This window comes from Kitasatospora sp. NBC_00070, assembly GCF_045041205.1.
Lineage (GTDB): Bacteria > Actinomycetota > Actinomycetes > Streptomycetales > Streptomycetaceae > Kitasatospora.
In genome coordinates, this window is the sequence record NZ_CP108247.1 from 379,471 (window position 1) to 397,376 (window position 17,906).

21 protein-coding genes and 3 tRNA genes are annotated in these 17,906 nt (G+C 73.3%); 14 read left to right on the forward strand and 10 right to left on the reverse strand.

Going from position 1 to position 17,906, the window contains the following annotated elements; genetic code table 11:
• Window positions 1–39: 39 nt before the first annotated feature.
• Both OHV05_RS01790 and OHV05_RS01795 read right to left on the reverse strand, forming a co-directional pair.
• Window positions 40–969, reverse strand: coding sequence for a hypothetical protein (locus OHV05_RS01790; RefSeq protein WP_405015970.1), 930 nt, complete (start codon window positions 967–969; stop codon window positions 40–42).
• Window positions 970–1,166: 197 nt separating this feature from the next.
• Window positions 1,167–2,657, reverse strand: a complete 1,491-nt coding sequence (locus OHV05_RS01795; protein ID WP_405021372.1) for an alpha/beta hydrolase family protein — start codon at window positions 2,655–2,657, stop codon at window positions 1,167–1,169.
• A 234-nt stretch (window positions 2,658–2,891) separates the two neighbouring features.
• On the opposite strand from OHV05_RS01795, the gene OHV05_RS01800 reads away from it, so the two are divergent.
• The 11 genes from OHV05_RS01800 to OHV05_RS01850 all read left to right on the forward strand — a co-directional run bounded on the left by OHV05_RS01800 (window position 2,892) and on the right by OHV05_RS01850 (window position 9,499).
• Window positions 2,892–4,112 (forward strand): sensor histidine kinase, encoded by a 1,221-nt coding sequence (locus OHV05_RS01800; RefSeq protein ID WP_405015971.1) that lies wholly within the window; start codon window positions 2,892–2,894, stop codon window positions 4,110–4,112.
• Window positions 4,109–4,777 (forward strand): response regulator, encoded by a 669-nt coding sequence (locus tag OHV05_RS01805; protein WP_405015972.1) that lies wholly within the window; start codon window positions 4,109–4,111, stop codon window positions 4,775–4,777. The genes OHV05_RS01800 and OHV05_RS01805 overlap by 4 nt, the downstream gene beginning before the upstream one ends.
• 245 nt (window positions 4,778–5,022) lie before the next feature.
• Window positions 5,023–5,095 (forward strand) — tRNA-Gln (locus OHV05_RS01810).
• Window positions 5,096–5,099: 4 nt separating this feature from the next.
• A tRNA-Ser gene (locus OHV05_RS01815) sits at window positions 5,100–5,184 on the forward strand.
• A gap of 79 nt (window positions 5,185–5,263) precedes the next feature.
• Window positions 5,264–5,343: transfer RNA gene (locus OHV05_RS01820), tRNA-Tyr, on the forward strand.
• Window positions 5,344–5,424: 81 nt separating this feature from the next.
• The gene (locus OHV05_RS01825) at window positions 5,425–6,030 is read left to right on the forward strand and encodes a hypothetical protein (RefSeq protein WP_405015973.1); all 606 of its coding nucleotides are present in this window, start codon (window positions 5,425–5,427) and stop codon (window positions 6,028–6,030) included.
• A 236-nt stretch (window positions 6,031–6,266) separates the two neighbouring features.
• Window positions 6,267–6,416, forward strand: a complete 150-nt coding sequence (locus OHV05_RS01830) for a hypothetical protein (RefSeq protein WP_405015974.1) — start codon at window positions 6,267–6,269, stop codon at window positions 6,414–6,416.
• A 67-nt stretch (window positions 6,417–6,483) separates the two neighbouring features.
• Entirely contained in the window at window positions 6,484–6,747 is a 264-nt protein-coding gene (locus OHV05_RS01835) for a hypothetical protein (protein WP_405015975.1), read from the forward strand.
• Window positions 6,748–6,805: 58 nt separating this feature from the next.
• A complete protein-coding gene (locus OHV05_RS01840) occupies window positions 6,806–7,834 on the forward strand; it encodes a transposase domain-containing protein (protein ID WP_405015976.1) in 1,029 nt (342 codons plus the stop codon).
• Window positions 7,835–8,002: 168 nt separating this feature from the next.
• On the forward strand, window positions 8,003–8,407 hold the full coding sequence (locus OHV05_RS01845; protein ID WP_405015977.1) for a hypothetical protein: 405 nt from the start codon (window positions 8,003–8,005) through the stop codon (window positions 8,405–8,407).
• A 132-nt stretch (window positions 8,408–8,539) separates the two neighbouring features.
• Window positions 8,540–9,499, forward strand: coding sequence for a hypothetical protein (locus OHV05_RS01850; RefSeq protein WP_405015978.1), 960 nt, complete (start codon window positions 8,540–8,542; stop codon window positions 9,497–9,499).
• Window positions 9,500–9,541: 42 nt separating this feature from the next.
• On the opposite strand, the gene OHV05_RS01855 is transcribed toward OHV05_RS01850, so the two are convergent.
• Window positions 9,542–9,838 (reverse strand): WhiB family transcriptional regulator, encoded by a 297-nt coding sequence (locus OHV05_RS01855; protein WP_405015979.1) that lies wholly within the window; start codon window positions 9,836–9,838, stop codon window positions 9,542–9,544.
• 249 nt (window positions 9,839–10,087) lie between these two features.
• Here OHV05_RS01855 and OHV05_RS01860 point away from each other — a divergent pair, with 249 nt between their 5' ends.
• From OHV05_RS01860 to OHV05_RS01870, 3 genes are all read left to right on the forward strand, one after another.
• Entirely contained in the window at window positions 10,088–10,453 is a 366-nt protein-coding gene (locus tag OHV05_RS01860; protein ID WP_405015980.1) for a PRC-barrel domain-containing protein, read from the forward strand.
• Between the two features lie 179 nt (window positions 10,454–10,632).
• On the forward strand, window positions 10,633–11,022 hold the full coding sequence (locus OHV05_RS01865; RefSeq protein ID WP_405015981.1) for an STAS domain-containing protein: 390 nt from the start codon (window positions 10,633–10,635) through the stop codon (window positions 11,020–11,022).
• Between the two features lie 4 nt (window positions 11,023–11,026).
• On the forward strand, window positions 11,027–11,512 hold the full coding sequence (locus OHV05_RS01870; protein WP_405015982.1) for an ATP-binding protein: 486 nt from the start codon (window positions 11,027–11,029) through the stop codon (window positions 11,510–11,512).
• Between the two features lie 119 nt (window positions 11,513–11,631).
• Here OHV05_RS01870 and OHV05_RS01875 read toward each other — a convergent pair whose 3' ends face one another.
• From OHV05_RS01875 to OHV05_RS01905, 7 genes are all read right to left on the reverse strand, one after another.
• The gene (locus tag OHV05_RS01875; RefSeq protein WP_405021373.1) at window positions 11,632–12,474 is read right to left on the reverse strand and encodes a SigB/SigF/SigG family RNA polymerase sigma factor; all 843 of its coding nucleotides are present in this window, start codon (window positions 12,472–12,474) and stop codon (window positions 11,632–11,634) included.
• Between the two features lie 203 nt (window positions 12,475–12,677).
• Window positions 12,678–13,088 carry an SsgA family sporulation/cell division regulator gene (locus tag OHV05_RS01880; protein ID WP_403038807.1) on the reverse strand — a complete coding sequence of 137 codons (411 nt, stop codon included), beginning with the start codon at window positions 13,086–13,088 and terminating at the stop codon, window positions 12,678–12,680.
• Window positions 13,089–13,200: 112 nt separating this feature from the next.
• Entirely contained in the window at window positions 13,201–14,307 is a 1,107-nt protein-coding gene (locus OHV05_RS01885) for an LLM class flavin-dependent oxidoreductase (protein ID WP_405015983.1), read from the reverse strand.
• Window positions 14,304–14,813 (reverse strand): flavin reductase family protein, encoded by a 510-nt coding sequence (locus OHV05_RS01890; protein ID WP_405015984.1) that lies wholly within the window; start codon window positions 14,811–14,813, stop codon window positions 14,304–14,306. Before OHV05_RS01890 ends, OHV05_RS01885 begins: the two co-directional genes overlap by 4 nt.
• Window positions 14,810–15,544 carry an alpha/beta hydrolase gene (locus OHV05_RS01895; protein ID WP_405015985.1) on the reverse strand — a complete coding sequence of 245 codons (735 nt, stop codon included), beginning with the start codon at window positions 15,542–15,544 and terminating at the stop codon, window positions 14,810–14,812. Before OHV05_RS01895 ends, OHV05_RS01890 begins: the two co-directional genes overlap by 4 nt.
• Window positions 15,541–16,674: an LLM class flavin-dependent oxidoreductase gene (locus OHV05_RS01900; RefSeq protein ID WP_405015986.1), complete on the reverse strand. Its 1,134-nt coding sequence runs from the start codon at window positions 16,672–16,674 to the stop codon at window positions 15,541–15,543. The genes OHV05_RS01895 and OHV05_RS01900 overlap by 4 nt, the downstream gene beginning before the upstream one ends.
• 3 nt (window positions 16,675–16,677) lie before the next feature.
• Entirely contained in the window at window positions 16,678–17,868 is a 1,191-nt protein-coding gene (locus OHV05_RS01905) for an acyl-CoA dehydrogenase family protein (RefSeq protein WP_405015987.1), read from the reverse strand.
• Window positions 17,869–17,906 lie beyond the last annotated feature (38 nt).

The window sequence follows — 17,906 nt, forward strand, 5'->3', positions numbered from 1 at the left end:
GGTGGAGCGGCCGGCCGCTCCACCGCGGCTCCCCGGGTGTCAGATCCACCCGAGCTTCGAGGCGTTCAGCCCGGCCTGGAAGCGGCTGGAGGCGTTCAGACGGGCCATCAGGCCGGCCATCATCCGGCGGACGGTGCGGAGCGAGAGCCCGAGCTTCCGGGCCGCGACGTCGTCGGTGTGGCCGGCACTGATGATCTCCAGCAGGGCCTGTTCCAGCGGGGTGCAGCCGTTCCGGTCGGTCGGGGCGACCTCGCCGAACGACGATGCTACGGACCAGAGTTGGTCGAAGAGCGCGCAGACTGCGGTGATCATCCCGGGGCTGTCCACCTCCAACGCGCCCTCGCGCGGGTCGCTCGGGTCGAGCGGCAGGATGGCGAGCCTGCGGTCGATGATGACCAGCGGCATCGGCACGGTGGGTACGGTCCGCATCTGGCCGCCCAGCCCGGTCAGCCAGCGGGCGTAGCTGTACGCGTCGGCGTCGTTGCGGACGCTGTCCCGGCAGATCGCCCGGATCGCCACCCCGCGCTCCAGCGCCTGCTGGTTGAGCGGTCCGGCGGCGGCCCGTGCGTCGGGCCGGTGGGCGCCGCCGGGGTTCAGCGAGAGGCACTCCGACTCAGTGCGGTGCTGGAGTTCCTCCAGTCTGCCCCGGACCGCGTCCAGCCCGATCAGCCGGCGGGTGGCGTCCCCGTCACCGTCCCAACGCCGGTCGTGCTCGGCCGAGATCATCGCGATCGCCGCCCTGGTGGCCACCAGCTGGGCCTGCTTGGCCGCCGCGTCGGCCTCGGCCGCAGCGAGCAGGGTGGCGAGCCCCACGTCCGGACTGACCGGCCGCAGCCGGCCGTCGGAGTCCGCCGAAGGCTTCAGCAGAGCCAGGTCCGCCAACTCGTTCAGTGCCGCCCGTACCGCCACGATCGGCAGACCCGTCCCCTCGACCAGGTCGGCCACGCCGTGGTCGGGACACGCCAGCATGGCGCGGTAAACCGCCTCAGCCTGACTGTTCAAGCCCAATGTTTCGAGCACGATCGCCCCCCGCGATTGTTACCTGGCACACAGTGTCAGCGATCCCGTCACCCGGATCAATAGCCACACCGGAGCGGGGGTGGGACCACGAACTTCGCTCCAGCCAGCGGAACTTGTCGTTCCGTCAGCTGCCCGGGCACACCGGATCAGCGACCGCCGCCCGGGTGGTGGACGCTGAGCTCGCCGTAGGCCGACAGAGCGCCGGCCAGGTCACCGGGCCTGTCCCGCAGGGTGGCGTCCAGGAAGGCGAGCGTGGTGGCGGCGACGACGTGCGGGCTCTCGGCGCGGCCCAGGGAGCCGACGATCGAGGGCACGGGCGGCAGGTAGAGGGGTCCGTCCATGAAGGTGAGGTGCCCGGCGCCGGGGATGGTGAGCCGGTAACTCGTCGCGGTGCTCAGCTCCAGGGCCTCGGTGAGGCGGGGTAGGTAGCGCGGGTCGGTGTCGGGGGTGACGGCCTGGGTGAGCGCGAGCGTCGGCCGGCCGAGGGCGGGGGAGGTCGGGCCGTGCGGGTAGCCGTCCAGATCGATGACGGCGCCGAACCGGCCGTCCTGCCGGGCAGCCTGCAGAGCGGCGGCGCCACCGATCGAGTGCCCGGTGACCGCGACCCGACTGGTGTCCAGGCGTCCGGCCAACGGGTCCCCGGTCTCACCCCGGTCCAGCCGGTCCAACTGGGTGCGGACGAAGCCGAGGTCGGCGGCCCGGACAGCCGTCCAGCCGACCGCCAGCTCCTCGTCCTTGTCCCGGTCCCCGCTGGAGGAGGTCTCGCTGCTGACCGTACGGCCGTCGTCGAGGACGACGGCGGCGGAGTCGTACGGGTGGTCGAGGGCGGCGACCAGATAGCCGTGGCTGGCCAACTCCTCCGCCCAGGCGGTGTTCTGGGTCCGCACGCCGCCCGACCCGGGCGAGAACAGCACGATCGGGAACCGTTCGCCCGCACCGGCCACCGGGGCGTCGAAGACCGACCGGCTGCGGGCCCGCGGAACACCGTCGACCAGGAAGCCCGGCAGGCCCACCGCGCCGGCCAGGGCTGCGGAAACGGTCCGCGCCTCCTGCTCCGTGCGCCCGAGGTACTGGGCCCGCTGCGTGCCTGCGGGGCTCTTCTGCGCGGGGTACCAGAGCTGGACCACGACCGTGCGCCGATCGTCCGGATCGGCGGTGAAGCTCTCCGGACGGAGCGGATCGGTCCACTGCACCACCCGGGTACCGACCGCGAACTCGCCGGACGGTTCGGGGAATTCGGGCACCGGAAAGGCCCAGGCGCCCACCGGGCCGGTGGCGATCAGGCCGACGCAGGCCAGCGATCCCGGCAGCGCCAGCCACCAGCGGGCCCGCCACGCCGTCCGGCCGCCACGGCGGCGCAGCAGGGGCGAGAGGGCGAACGGCAACACCAGGGCAGCGCCTGCCAGGACCGGCAGCAGCTGCCAGCGGATCCCCGCCACGCTCAGCACGATCGCGGACGGCACCAGAACCGCCGCCGCCGCGATCGTGACGCGGGGTCGGAGGACGGAGGGAAGCCAGCGGGCCGTCACCAGCGCGACGGCACCCAGCAGGGAGAGGATTTCCAGGGGGGACATGTACAGCCCCGTGATGATCTCGGTCACCCGGCCATCGTCGGCGCCGGGCCGCCACTGCCGCATCGCTCCCGGGTCGCAGTCCGGGGCAGGCACCGGTGCGACCGGAGTGGCAGGCGAGCACGCCGGATCGGCGACCGCCTTGCGACCACGGTGGGTACGGGGTCTCCTCCTCCGGTCGTACCCCGGTGCGGTTCCGTCCGCCGGTGGGCTCATGTGCTCCACGTGCCGACCGCCTACCGTGACAGGGCCGCGGTACGTGCCGGGTGCACCATGCTGCCGAATCGACAGGGACGTGTGATGACCGCAGACCCCGGCACTGCCCACCGGGACCGGGTGCGGCCGGCCCCCGTACGAGCGGCGAGAGCGGCTCGGCGTCGGGCCCGCCGGCTGCCGCCCGTGGTGCGGGACGCGCTGGTGCCGGCGCTGCTCCTGCTCAACATCCTGACCACCGGCGCACCGCAGGATCTTCCGGTGGCCGTGGCCCTCACCGCTGCCCTCGCGCTGCCGCTGCTGTGGCGGCGCCGCGCCCCACGCACGGTGTTCGGCGCCGTGGCGGCCGCAGCCGCCGTCCAGTGGCTGATGGACATCCAACTGCCGGCGGACCTCGCCTTGTTGGTGGCCCTCTACACGGTGGCCTCGACCTCGGACCGGCGCGGCACGCTGATCGCGGGTGCCGTCGTGGAGATCGGCGCGCTGCTGGCCTGCCTGCGCTGGACGACGGAGGGCGCCTTCCTGACCCCCTTCGTCGCGGTGACCGCGCTGGTCGTCGCCGCCGCCGTACTGGGTGTGAACGTGCGGACCACCCGCGCCTACCTCGCGGCCCTGGAGGAACGGGCCGCCCGTCTGGAGCAGCAGCAGGACCAGCAGGCGCGGTTGGCCGTCGCCGAGGAGCGGACGCGGATCACCCGCGAGATGCACGACGTCGTCACCCACAACCTGTCCGTCATGGTCGCGCTCACCGACGCCGCCGTCTACGCGCAGCACCGGTCGCCCGACAAGGCCACCACCGCGATGCTCCGGATCTCCGAGACGGGCCGTCAGGCCCTGACCGACATGCGGCGCTCCCTGGGCATCCTGCGGACCGACGAACCCGACGCGGAACGCCACCCGTTGCCCGGCATCGCCCAACTGGAGACCCTCGCCGGTCAGATGTGCGCCGCCGGGCTGCCGACCCGCGTCGAGGTCGAGGGCGGCCACACCCACCTCCCCGCCACCGCACAACTCACCGTCTACCGCCTGGTCCAGGAGGCCCTGACCAACGCCCTCAAGCACACACCCGCCGGCACCGAGGCGACGGTCCGGATCCGGTGCTCGACCGAGACGGTCACCGTGGACGTCACCGACACCGGCCCCCGCCCGCCGCGTCCCGGCCCCGCACCCTCCGGTCACGGCATCCCCGGCATGCGCGAGCGCTCGGCCGCCTACGGGGGGACGTTGCAGGCCGGGCCGCTGCCGGGCGGCGGCTGGCGGGTCCGCACCCGTCTCGTCCTCGGCAGCAGCGGCCCGGCGTCCGTATGACGATCCGCGTCCTGATCGCCGACGACGAGGCGCTGCTCCGGATGGCCTTCGGCATGGTCCTGGAGGCTCAGCCCGACCTGGCGCCGGTCGGCGAAGCCGCAGACGGCGCCCAAGCCGTTGACCTCGCAAGGGAGTTGCGCCCCGATGTGGTCCTGATGGACGTCCGGATGCCCGGGATCGACGGGATCGAGGCGACCCGGCAGGTCGTCCGGGTCTCCCCGCGGAGCCGAGTGCTGATCCTCACCACCTTCGACCTGGACGAATACGCCTTCGCCGGACTCGGCGCCGGTGCCTCGGGCTTCCTCCTCAAGAACACCAGGCCCGAGGAACTGCTCGCCGCGATCCGCAACGTGGCCGCCGGGGACGCGGTGGTCTCCCCCCGGATCACCCGCCGCCTGCTGGAGTCCTTCCGCCCGCACCTCCCCGACGGCAGCAGCGCCACCCGCGACCGCGACGAGCGGCTGAACCGGCTCAGCGTCCGTGAGCGCGAGGTGCTCGTCCAGGTGGGCTGCGGCCTGTCCAACGCCGAGATCGCGGCCACCCTCCACCTCGCGGAGGCGACCGTGAAGTCCCACCTGGGCCGCATCCTGCACAAGCTCGACCTCCGCGACCGGGTGCAGGCCGTGATCTTCGCCTACGAGAGCCGCCTCATCCACCCGGCCTGACGGAACACCTCGAAGGCGCCGCCGATTAATCGGTTGCCCCCTCAAGCTGCCGTGGCGCAGAGTTGGCACCTCAGCCCGCACCACCCGGAGAGAGGAACGCACGCCATGAGCAGTAGCCGGTCGTATCAGCGTTCCTCAAGTTCCCAGCAGAGCCAGGGACTTCCCACCGGACGGTAGAACGGCGTCGACGCCGGGCCGCCCACGGGACTTCCCGTCCGGGCGGCCTTTCTCGTGCCGCCCCGCAGTGCCGGATGGTGCAACTGGCAGCACGCCTGATTCTGGATCAGGAGACTCGGGGTTCGAATCCTCGTCCGGCAGCTCTGGAGAGTTGGCCGAGTGGTAAGGCAGCGGCTTGCTGAGCCGTGGTCGGGTGAAAGCCCGCGCGCGTTCGATCCGCGCACTCTCCGCGCAGGACAACACAGTTCATGGAGGACCGTCGGGGTGCGCGAGCACCCGTGTGGGTTCGACCCCCACGTCCTCCGCCAAGGGCGAGCTGGGCACTGGAGAGCCCAAGGGTCTGTAACACCCCCGCTTCGGCTGTGCCGGTCCGACTCCGGCCTCGCCCACCCGAACGGCAACCGTCGGCACTGCAGGTGGTCACCGAACCGCGTGGTCCGGCGGCAGCGGTCTGTGGCAGAGTCCGGCGTGTGAGTCACGCGACCGCTTATCCCATCCTGAGGACCACGGATCTGACCGAGGCCCTGACCGAGGCCCGCAGAGTGCTGCGGATCGCCGACCTGAGCGAGACCGAGGTCTTCGCCCACGCGAAGCTGGCCACCGTCGAAGAGCTACTGCCCCTGCGGGCGGCCTTCCCCGGGGCCTGGTACAGCGCGAAGTGCGGCAGGGTCGGGGCCGACGGTGCGCCCTTCCACGGGCTCCCGGACGAGGACCTGCCCGGCGACGCCGACAGTCTGGCGCGACTGCTGCCGCTGGAGTTCTCGCAGGAGGAGCAGCCGCTCGGCGCCCTTCCCGACGGCTACGAGGAAGCGTTCCTGTCCGCCGTGGGAGCCGGACCCGCCTCCCTGGAGTGGTGGTGGACACGGTGGCCCGCCGTACCGGAACTCGACCTGCCACCGGGGGCGAAGCACGCCGACGTACAGATCGCCGTCCACAGTGCCGACCTGTTCCGGGAGGTCCCGGCCGACGCCCACACCCTCTACGTCCACGTCGGACCGCACGAGGCCATCCGCGCCGACTGGATCGCCGCACAGGTCGGCCTGCACGTCGTCGGCCCGGGGCTGTGGGTCGGCTAGGCAGCCGTCCTCCTGCGGCGGTCGTGGATCGTTGAGCACCGTCTGCTCTTCGGCGGTGACGGGGCTGGCGGGCTGACGCGAAGATGCCAGTCATGTTCGTGCCGCAGTGCGGCCGATGACAGGAGCGGCCCGGTCGGCCAGGGTTGGCACCAACGACGGAGCACCCGGGGAGCACCAAGTCCCCCGAGGGAGCGCCCGCTTCCACCCCACCTCCATCTCTGCTGCCGGAGCCTGCCATGAAGAAGATCGCCGCTGTCGTCCTCACCGTCCTGGCCCTGCTCGGCGTCGGCGCCGCGCACGCCGATGCGGCCCGGCCCACCGCTGACACCACCGTCTCGCTCGCGGACGGCTACGGCTGGGGCGGCATCGTGACGCCGGCCCCCTGACCCGCCCGCTGCATCACCGCACCGGGGCACCACCCATGGCCGCCGAGCCCTCCCTACCGAGAGCGCCATGCATCTGATCACCCTTCATCTGACCGGCCCCACCCGCGCGTTGCTGGACCCGGACCTGCTCGCCGAGCTGATCGACTCCCACAGTGAGGCGGCCGACCGGGTCGAGCACCTCCGCGCCCGCTGCTCACCCGGCCGGATCGACCTCGCGTTCTTCCTGCTGGCCGAGGACCGGCTCGCGGCCGACCGGGCCGCCCATGCGGTGTGCCACCGCGCGCTCCGGCGCACCCACTGGCTCTCCGGCTGGCGCCTCCAGGTCGGCTGATCCGCCCGTATCCGCCGCCATCCGCCCGTGAGCACCCTTGTCCCCCCGAGGAGTTGATTTGTCAGAGTCTGCCGCCAAAGCCGGGTTCCCACTGCTGCTGAGCGTCTATCCGCCCGCCCTCGTGGACAGCGCGGTGGCCGCCTGCGGCCGTACCGAGAAGCGCCGCCGGCTGCTCTCCGCCCGGACCATGGTCTACTTCGTGCTCGCCATGGACCTCTTCTCACCGGCGCCCTACCAGGAGGTCATGGACCGGCTGACCACCGACCTGCGGGCGGCCGAGCTGTGGGCCGAGGAGACGCTGCCGAGCCGGGCCGGCATCTTCCAGGCCCGTGAACGCCTCGGCCCGGAACCGCTGTTCACCCTGCAGCGGTCGGTCTCCCGACCGATCGCACGGCTCGGCACCCCGGGCGCGCACTGGCGTGGCCTACGGCTGATGCACCTCGAACAGCACACCGTCGACCTGCCCGAACGGGCCTCGCCGGCCCCCCGGTTGCACGCCCTCGCGGTGGTCGAGAGCAGCACCCGGACGGTCATCGACGCGACCGTCGGCGAGCGCCGGACGGACACCGCCCTGCTCCGTTCGCTCGGCCCGGGCACCCTGCTGACCGTCCCCGGGCGGCCGTTCGACCTCGACCACTGGGACGCGATCACCGGCGCCGGGGCCGGGCTGCTCTGGCAGCTGGCGCTCGGGCAGCGACCACGCCCCACGCCCGAACGCCTCTGCCCCGACGGCTCGTTCCTCACCAGACTGGGCGGACGGCGGGCCCGGGTGCTCGCCCCCGGGGTGTTCACCAACCTGTTGGACGCACAGCGGGCACCCGCCGCCGAGCTGCTCGGCGTCCTCGCCCGTACCGAGGCAGGTGGCGGCGCGCTGCGCGAGGCGCTGCTGGGCGCGGGACGGGAGAAGGGCCCACTGACCAGTCGCACCTCCGACGGGATCCAGCAGGAGGTCTGCGGACGGCTGCTCGTGCACTACGCGATCCGCCGCTCGGACCGGACCGGACCGACCCATTTCCCCCGGACGTTTCCGGAGCAGCAGGGCCGGTCGCGCCTTAACCAAACAGCGTTGCCCATCCTCCAGCACTGACACAGAATTCCTCTTGTGACCGGCAAGCACGGCCGGCCGGAAATACCGGCTCGCGGAGACGCATTCTCCACTGAAATCCTGAATGCGACCCCACGAGATATTCGGTGACGATTCGTCACCCAGTGGACCCGAAGGCGAGAAACTCGCCGACGACGAGAGGGAATTCCTGTGAGTATCCGAACGAAGATCGCCGCCGCCGCAGTGTCCGTCGCCGCCCTCGGCGTGATCGCCGCAGGCGTCACCCCGGCCTCGGCGAGCCCCGGCGGGTGCGTCTGGGGCGTGGACGCCTGCCTGTACTACCACTCCAACTTCAGCGGCGCCTTCAACGGCGACGGCGGCAACGACACCTACTTCTCCGCCTGGTACTTCTCCGGCTGCGCCAACGGCAACTGCGACGGCTCCGGCCAGCTGGTGAAGAACAACACCGCCAGCGTCTACAACATGAACCCGCGCACCGTCCGGATCTACGTCAACTCCTACCAGCAGGGCCCCTACCAGGACATCCCGGGTTACACCGCGACCAACCTGAACGGGACGCTCTACAACAACAACGCCTCGCAGCGTTTCCTGTAAGGAATACACCGGCCGGGAATCGCACCGTCCCGGACTGCCGAATCCAGTGGCCGGCCACGAGAATTCGCGTGGCCGGCCACTCGCACGTCCCGACTCCACGTCCTGTCCCGATCACCCGAGGATGTCCTGGGCATGACTCACCTTCGTTCCACCCCACGCCTGTTGGCCGCCGCACTGCTCGCGGCGGCGGGCCTGCTCACGGCCGGCTGCTCGGCACACCCATCCGCGCCCGGGACCGCCACCGCACCCGGAGCCGCCCCGTCCGCCACACTGCCCCCGCTGCCCCGTCCCGCGATCCACGAGATCCCGGTGGCCGACAGCACGGCCGACAAGTCCATGCCGGTCGAGGCGTACCTGTTCAGCTCGGAGCAGCGGCACCAGGTGGACACCGCCAGAGGCACGTTGACCGCGCAGTGCATGCGGCGGTTCGGCCTGGCCTACACCCCCGAGGCACCGCCCGCGGCCTCCTCGCGCGGTCAGGCCACCCACCGGTACGACGTGGCCGCGCCCGCGAACGGCTACCGCCCGGCCGAGCCGCCGGCGCCACGGCCCGCACCGCCGCAGCTCTCCCCCGAGGTGGTCGGCGTGCTGGCGGGCAGCCTCCCGGGCGGCGCCAAGCCGAGCACGAGCTACCACGGGACGCCGATCCCCCCGGGCGGCTGCCTCGGCGAGGCCGACGCGCGGCTGACCGCCCAGGGCGGCAGCATGCTGGACTCCCAACTGGCCGTCGGCATCAACTTCGACAACTACCGGCGGTCCATGACCGACGACCGGCTCACCGCCGTCTTCCGGGCCTGGTCGGACTGCATGCGGGCCGAGGGCCACGGCTACCCGACGCCCGACGACGCGATGAAGGACCCGCGGTGGAAGACCGGCACCGGCCCGGCCTCACCCGAGGAGGTCGCGGTCGCGACCGCCGACGCGCGCTGCCGGCAGCGGACCAACGTCATCGGCACCTGGTTCACCGTCGAGTCCGCGTACGAGGCCGAGGCCATCGCGGGCAACCTCGCGGAGCTGACCGGGGTCCGCCAGGGCATCGCCGCCGTGGTGCGGAATGCCGCCACCGTCAACTCCGGCGGCGGTGACCGCTAGGCAAGAGGTGACCGCTGGGCAGAGAGCGAGAGCGACGGCACGTCAGGCAACCCGGCCGCTGCGCCGGTTCCGGCGCAGGAGCGCCGCACGTTCGTCCTCGGTGAGCCCGCCCCACACGCCGTACGGCTCGCGGACCGCCAGCGCGTAGGCGAGGCACGCGGAACGGACCGGGCAGCCGACGCAGACCCGCTTCGCCGCCTCGTCCCGGTCGTCGTGGGCCTGGCCGCGCTCCCCCGCCGGGTGGAAGAACAGGGCGGCGTCCTGGCGGCGGCAGGCGGCCCGCTGCTGCCAGTCCCAGTGCTGGTCGAGGGCGCCGGGCAGGCGCGAGATGTCGGTCATCGGTTCCCTCCTCCGGGTGGAGTCCGGCGGAGTCCGGTCGTTCCCCGGCCCCACCGGGTCGGCGGCGCGGCCGGGCGCCGCACGCGCGTTCCGGTCTTCCGTCTCACCCCGTCCCGGCCGGCCAAACCCCCGGGTTCCGCGACCACCACCGGAGCGGGTTGCATGAAGTCCTGGGACGGGGGCAGCCGAAGGTGCAGGACGCGCCCGGCGGGACAGGCCCGCAACGGCGCACGAGGAGAGGAAGCCCGCATGAGCGGCGTCGAGATCTGGAAGTTCCGCTCCACCTCCGGCCACGTCTCCGGTCACGACCTGATCGGCTACCACGTCGAGGCCACCGACGGCCGGATCGGCAAGGTCGACAAGCACTCGGACGAGACCGACTCCGCCTATCTCGTGGTCGACACCGGCCCCTGGATCTTCGGCAAGCACGTCCTGCTCCCGGCCGGCACCGTCCTCCGCGTCGACGAGGCCGAACAGGTGGTCCACGTCGACCGCAGCAAGGACGAGATCAAGAACGGCCCCGAGTTCGACCCGTACCAGCACGAGGTCGACCTGGGCTACCGGGAGACCTACGGCGCCTACTACGGCCCGTTCTACCGCGGCCCGTTCGCCTGACCGGAGGTCAGGTCCCGGACGTCGGGTCCCGAAGGTAGGGGGCTGGTGCGCCCGGTGCGCCGGGTGGGTACCGCGACTGCGGGCTACCACCCGGCGGGCCGCCAGCCTAAGGTCGTGGCGGGAAGCACTGCTCCCCCACAGCTGTTGTGCACCGCACGGACCCGGAAGGCTTGACCGCATTGAGTACCGACAGAACCGGCCCGCAGGCCGGTGCCCTCACCCTGACGTCCCGGACCGAACCGGACGGGTCGATCGTCTGCCGGCTGAGCGGCGAGCTGGACCTCGATTCGCTGTCCGCCGCCAAGGTGGTCTTCGCACAGCATCTCGAAGCCCGGCCCGCACGGCTCCTGGTGGACCTGGAGGAACTGACCTTCTGTGACTCCTCCGGGCTGAACCTGCTGATCAAGACCCGGCAGGCGGCCCAGGAGGCGGGCGTCGACCTGCGGCTCGGAACGCTCTCCGCCCAGGTCGAACGGCTGCTGGCGATCACCGGAGCGGGCGAGGTCTTCACCGTCCTCCCCACCGGCGCCGGGGCCCCGCCCACCACCCTCGATGAGACCTTGGACTGACCCGATGACCACTGACGGGGCACCGCCGCCCATCAGCACACCCATCCGGCCCCAGCTGCCGGCCGCGGGCCAGCGCAGACGTCTGGTACTCAAGGGCATGCGCCGACAGGTGGCGGCCGGACGCGACTTCGGGCGGCAGGCACTCCTCGACTGGTACGCCGTCACCGGCGGCGACGGCCAGGAGGACACTCCGGCGGACGACGTGCTGCTGCTGGTCAGCGAGCTGCTGGCGAACGCGGTGATGCACGCCGGCGGCGCGCACCACATCCTGCTGCACGGCACCGCCGAGACCCTGCGGGTCGAGGTGGCCGACGGCGACCCGGCCATGCCCCGCCCCCGGGCGTACCAGCCGGGCACCCCGGGCGGGCACGGGCTGCACATCGTCGGTCGGCTCGCGGACCGTTGGGGCGTGGACCTGCTGGCGGACGGGAAGGCGGTCTGGCTCGAGGTCCGGGCCGAGCGGCTGACCTCGGGTCAGCGAACGACCTGACCGACCCGGCCGCTCGGGTCAGCGGTCGACCTGACCGACCCGGGCGGCCGGTGCCCGGACCGCCGCGTCTCCCCGGTCGGGTCGACCGGGGAGACGCGGACCGCAGGTGTCGGGCGGTGTCAGTCCTCGTGGGTGAGCTCCGCGCGCAGCCTGGCCAGGGTGCGGCTGAGCAGGCGCGAGACGTGCATCTGCGAGACACCGAGCCGCTCACCGATCTCGGACTGCGTCAGCTCGCCGACGAAACGCAGCGAGAGCACCAGCCGGTCGCGCTCCGGCAGGGCGGCGATCAGCGGCTTGAGCGACTCGAGGTCGTCGACCCGGCTGATCCGGGTGTCCTCGTAGCCCAGCCGCGCGGCGAGCGTGCTGTCCGGCGAGTCGTCCGCCAGGCGCATCTCCAGCGAGCCGGCGGTGTGGGCGTTGGTGGCGGTCATGCTCTCCACCACGTCCTCCGGGCTCACCTCCATCCGCTCCGCCAGCTCGGCCACCGTCGCCGACCGGTCCAGCCGCTGTTCGAGCTCCTCCTGCGCCTTCACCAGCGACAGCCGGAGCTCCTGCATCCGCCGGGGCACGTGCACCGCCCAGGTGGTGTCCCGGAAGTGACGCTTGATCTCCCCGATGATCGTGGGCAGTGCGAAGGTCGAGAACTCCAGGCCGCGCTCCGGGTCGAACCGGTCGATGGCCTTGATCAGGCCCACCGTCCCGACCTGCATGATGTCGTCCATCGGCTCGGATCCGCTGCGGAACCGCTGCGCCGCGTACCGCACCAGCGACAGGTTCAGCTCGACCAGCGTCCCGCGCACGTACGAGTACGCCGCCGTACCCTCCTCCAGGTCCGCCAGCCGGGCCAGCAGCGTCCGCGCCAGCTCCTTGGCGTCGCGCGGCGCGACGGCCGACGGGTCCTCGATCACCGGAAGACCGGCGAGCTCGGGCAGCCGGGTCGTGCCGGTCACCGTCGTACACATGGGGGTCAGCGAAACCTCACTGGGCACTGCCATGACACACCTTCCGTCGTCCGGACACCTTGTTCATGGCCGCCTACCCCGCTTCATGGCCGCCATGCGGAATCCCTCGAAAGTGGTACCCTATGTCCCCTTATGACCCTTTTATTGTCGACTGTCCAGAGTCTGCCGCCGGGTCGGCCGGGAGCACCGGGTCGTACCCGAACTCAGAACTGACCCCCGGTCAGCCTGGCCAGCACCTCGTCCCACGCGATCCGCCGCCACTCCGATCCCGGCGGAACCGCCCGGTACGTCGCGGTCAGGAACGAGCGGATGTCCTCGGTCCGGACCAGGAGCACGGCGCAGCCGCCGTCCACCCGGAGCTCGATCACCGTCTGCTCCGGGTCGTACGGGCGGACCCGGACGTCCCCCAGCCCCGCCGAGGCCGCGATCCCGTCGGTCAGCAGCTGCCGGGCGAAGACCCAGGCCACGGCGCTGCTCCCGAGCGCGCACTCCGCCCCGAAGACCATGCTCACCGCGTAGGGGTCGTCGGCCCGGTACTCCAGGCAGGCTTCGACCTCGGGCGGCTCGGGGGCGACCAGTGCGGCCGGGAGACCGTGGGTGATGACCTCTTGCATGAGCGGACTCCTCCGTTGGCGCGGGCCGGCATGGGGCGCGCCTACCCGCAGCCGTCCGACTCATGTCCCCACGGAGGTAGGACACCGAGGCGGCGGGCCCGCCGACCGGCCGTCAGGCGGCCTCGGGCGGCCGCCAGAGTCCCCGGGCCGCCAGCAGCGGCAGCACGCCCTCGCCGACGGCGTACGCCTCCTCCAGGTGCGGGGCGCCGGAGAGGACGAACTCGTCGATGCCGAGCGCGTGGTACTCGGCGATCCGGTCGGCCACCTCCCGGTGACTGCCCACCAGCGCGGTCCCGGCGCCGCCGCGGACCAGGCCGACCCCCGCCCACAGGTTGGGGTAGACCTCCAGCCGCCCGGTCTCGCCGCCGTGCAGTTCGCGCATCCGTCGCTGGCCGTCGGACTCGCTGCGGGCCAGCGCCTCCTGGGTCCGGCGGATCCGCTCCGGGTCCATCCCCGCCAGCAACCGGTCGGCCTCGGCCCAGGCCTGCGCGGCGGTGTCCCGGCTGATGGTGTGCAGCCGGATGCCGAACCGGGGGCTGCGCCCGTACGCGGCGGCCGCCGTCCGGATCCCGGCGATCTTCTCGGCGACCTGCGGCGGCGGCTCGCCCCAGGTCAGGTAGACGTCCGCGTGCCGGGCCGCGACGCGTTCGGCGGCGGGCGAGGAGCCGCCGAAGTACACCTCCGGCACCGGCTCCGGCAGCCGGGTCAACTCGGCGCCCTCGACCCGCAGGTGGGCACCCTCGTGGTCGACCCGCTCGCCCCGCCAGAGCCGGCCGGTGATCTCCAGGAACTCGTCCGTCCTGGCGTACCGGCCCTCCTTGTCGAGGAAGTCGCCGAAGGCGCGCTGTTCCGCGGACTCCCCTCCGGTGACCACGTTCAGCAGCAGCCGCCCCTGCGACTGGTTCTGGTAGGAGGCGGCCATCTGGGCGGCCAGGGTCGGGCTGAGCAGGCCGGGCCGGAAGGCCACCAGGAACTTCAGCCGCTCGGTGACCTGGGTCAGCATCGCGGTGGTGAGCCAGGCGTCCTCGCACCACGCACCGGTCGGGGTGAGCGCCCCGGCGAAGCCCAACTGCTCGGCCGCGCGGGCGATCTGACCGAGGTACCCGACCGTCGGCGGCCGGTCACCGCCCGCCGAGCCCGGGGTCGAACCGTGCCCTCCGCCGACGATCTGCCGGCTGTCGCCGGTGGTGGGCAGGAACCAGTGCGCGGTGAGCGTCATCCCCGGCCCGCCCCGGCCGCCAGGAAACCGCCGAAGCCGCCGTCGTGGTACACCAGCGGATCGCCCTCCCCGGCCTCCGCCGCGACCACCTCGCCGACCACCAGCAGGTGGTCGCCGACCGGCTGCACCAGCACCGGACGGGCCGTCAGCCACCCGGCCACGCCCGCCAGCAGCGGGACGCCGAGCTCCCCCGGCCGCCAGTCCGTCCCGGCGAACCGGTCCACCCCGCTGCGGGCGAACCGGCTCGCCAGCTCCTCCTGGTCCCGGGCCAGCAGGTGCACGGCGAACGCCTCGGCGGCCCGTACCGCCGGGGCCGAGGAGGCGGTGGCGGAGACGTAGAAGGAGACCAGCGCGGGCTCCAGGCTGACCGAGGTGAACGAGGTCGCGGTGAAGCCGACCGGGCCCGGGACGGTGATCACGGCGACCCCGCCGGCGTGCCGGCGCAGGGTGCGGCGCAGCAGTTCGGCGGGCGGCGCGGTGGTGGGGCGGTCGTCGACGGCGGTCACGGTCGGGTTCCTTCCTGGGCGGCGGGTACCTCGGTGAGCAGCGGCGGCAGGCCGGTGCCGAGCCGCAGGCGCTCCAGCCACTGGACGATCCGCGCGGCCACGGTGCGGTGCGGGGCGTCGTTCAGCACGTCGTGCAACCCGTCGGTGACCAGCACCAGTTCGGCACCGGGCAGCCGGGCGGCCAGCGCCCGGGCGCCGTCGGCCGGGGCGACCGGGTCGGCGGCGCCGTGCAGCAGCAGCACCGGCACGGTCGGGGTGGCCGCCGCGGCGGCGGCGGCCAGGTCGGCGGGGACGGCCCGGGCCAGGTCGCCGGCCCGGAAGGCCGGGTCCTCGGCGAGCTGTCCACGGTGCGTCGGGCACGCGGTGCGGACCGCCAGCTCGTCGGTCCAGTCGCCCGCCTCGCCCGGGACGCCGACCAGCAACAGGGCGTCGGGGCCGGCGAGTTCGGCCTCCGCCAGGGCGGCCAGCGCCCCGGTGTCGGAGCCCGCCAGCACCACGGGGGCGTTCAGCTCCCGGGCCTCGGCCACCAGCGCTGCCAGCCCCTCGGGGCCCGCCAACGCCCGGACCACGTACCCGTCGAAGGCCAGTCGGCGGCCGAACCTGGCGTAGACGCCGGGGTGTTCGCCCCGGCCGGGCAGGAGCAGCACGGTGCCGCGCGGGGTGATCTCCGGGACCGGGTTCCACGTCAGCGCGGTGTCGGGCACGGTGGTGTCGGGCACGGTGGTGGTCATCGGCCGGCTCCCACGGTCTCGGCGGTACGGGCGGCAGCGGCGGCGTCGCGGCGGGCGACCTCCTGGCGGACCAGCGGCAGCAGCTCGCGGCCGTAGTCGACCGCGTCGTCCAGCGGGTCGTAGCCGCGGATCAGCAGGGTGGTGACCCCGAGGTCGACGTAGTCCAGCAGGGCCTGGGCGACGGTCTCCGGGGTGCCGACCAGCGCGGTGGAGTTGCCGGCCGCGCCGGTGGCGGCGGCGGGGGCGGTCCACAGCGCGCGGTCGTGCCGGTCGCTCTTGGCGGCGGCGGCCAGCAGGCGCTGGGAGCCGACGTTCTGCGGGGTGGCGCCGGGGCCGACCGGGAGGATCTGGCGGCGACCGCCGAACGCGTCGCCCCGGCTCCTGATGGTCTCCAGGATGCGGTGCGCCCGTTCCCACGCCTCGGCCTCGGTGCGGCCCAGGATCGGGCGGAACGAGACGCTGATGCCGGGCACGTCGGTCCGGCCCGCGGCCTCGGCGGCGGCCCGGACGGAGGCGATCTGCTGGGCGGTCTCGGCCAGCGGCTCGCCCCACAGCGCGAAGGTGTCGGCGTGCTTGCCGCCGACCCGGTAGGCGGCCTCCGAGGAGCCGCCGAAGAAGACCGGGATCCGGTCGACGGGACGGACCTCGGACTGGAAGTCGGCGAACGTGTAGTACGGGCCCTCGTGCGAGAACGGCGCGTCGGCGGTCCAGGCCCGGCGGACCACGGTGAGGTAGTCGTCCGAGCGGGCGTAGCGCTCGTCCTTGGCCAGGTAGTCGCCGTCCCGGCGCTGCTCGGCGTCGTGGCCGCCCGTGATGATGTGCACGGCGACCCGGCCCTCGGAGAGCTGGTCGAGGGTGGCCAGGGTGCGGGCGGCCAGGGTCGGCGCGATGAAGCCGGGGCGGTGCGCGATCAGCAGGCCGAGCCGCTCGGTGTGCGCGGCGGCGAACGCGGCGACCTGGAGCGGGTCGGGGCTGGCGGAGGAGTGCGCGACCAGGATCCGGTCGAAGCCTGCCTCCTCGTGCGCCTGGGCGAAACGGCGGGTGTAGTCGCGGTCGACGACCGGGCCGGCGGCGGGGCGGGTCTCCGAGACGTCCTGGGTGGAGATCATTCCGATGAATTCGACGGGCATGGGTCAGATTCCTTTCGGGGCGAGGGCGTTGGTCGTGGTGCGGTGCAGTGCGGCGCGCCCGTGGGCGAGCAGCAGGGTGTCGTCCTGCGGGGTGTGCACCCGGCTGCAGAGCACGTCCCTGAGGTGGCGCTGGAGCGGGTGACGGCGGGTCAGACCGTGGTTGCCGACCAGGGCGACGGCCTGCTGGACGGCGTCGATGGCGGCCCGGGTGCCGATCAGCTTGGCGCCGGCCGACTCCTCGGCGGCGCCGGGCTCCCCGGCGTCCACGGCGGCGGCCAGCGCGCCGACCATGCGTTCGGCACCGCTCAGCGCGATGTCGATCCCGCCCACGGCGCTCTGGAACCGGGGCAAGGTGGCCAGCGGTGCGCCGAGCGCGGTCGGCACCCGCTCGTGCAGGAAGCCGGTCAGCCAGTGCTGGGCGGCCCGGGCCACGCCCAGGTAGAGGGCGGTCAGGCCGAGCGAGTTCCAGGCGCCGGCCGTCGCGTCCCGGCCGCCGTCGGCGCCGGGTGCGGCGAGCAGCGCGGTGTGCTCGTACGGGACCCGGACGGCGTCCAGCAGCACGTCGTCGCTGCGGCTGGCCCGCAGGCCCAGGTGGTCCCAGGTCGGTTCGATCGTGAGGCCCGGCCGGTCGGCGCGGACCAGGAAGAAGCCGACCCGGGGTTCGGGCTCGTCGGTGCGGGCCCAGACCAGCATCCAGCGCAGCGCTACCGCACCGGTGGAGAAGATCTTACGTCCGGTCAACTCCCATTGTCCATCGCGGAGTTGGGCAATCGTGGCGGGCAGGCCGCCGCGCACGGGGCTGCCCAGCTCCGGCTCCACCCGGAGCGCGTTGAGCAGCACCGGACGCCCGGCCGACTCGGCCAGCAGCTCGGCCATCGGCTCCTCGGGCCAGTGCGGCGCCCGGGCCTGGGCGGCATGGGTGAACAGCGTCATCGCGGTGACCAGGGCGACCGCCGGGTCCCCCTCCCCCAGCGCCCGCAGGATCCTTACGGTGTCGGCCAGTCGGGCCCCGGGGCCGCCGTGCCGGGGGTGCACGGTGGCGGTCAGCAGCCCGGCCCGGTGCACCAGTTCGACGCCCTCGTGCGGGAAGCTCGCGGCGTGGTCGTGTTCGGCGGCCCGGGCGGCCAGCGCGGCGGTGAGCCCGGGCAGTGCGGTGAGGTCGGGCGGGGCGAGGACGGGCAGGGTCAGGGTCATCCGGCGTACTCCGGTGCGGGCGAAGGGGTGAGCGGAGC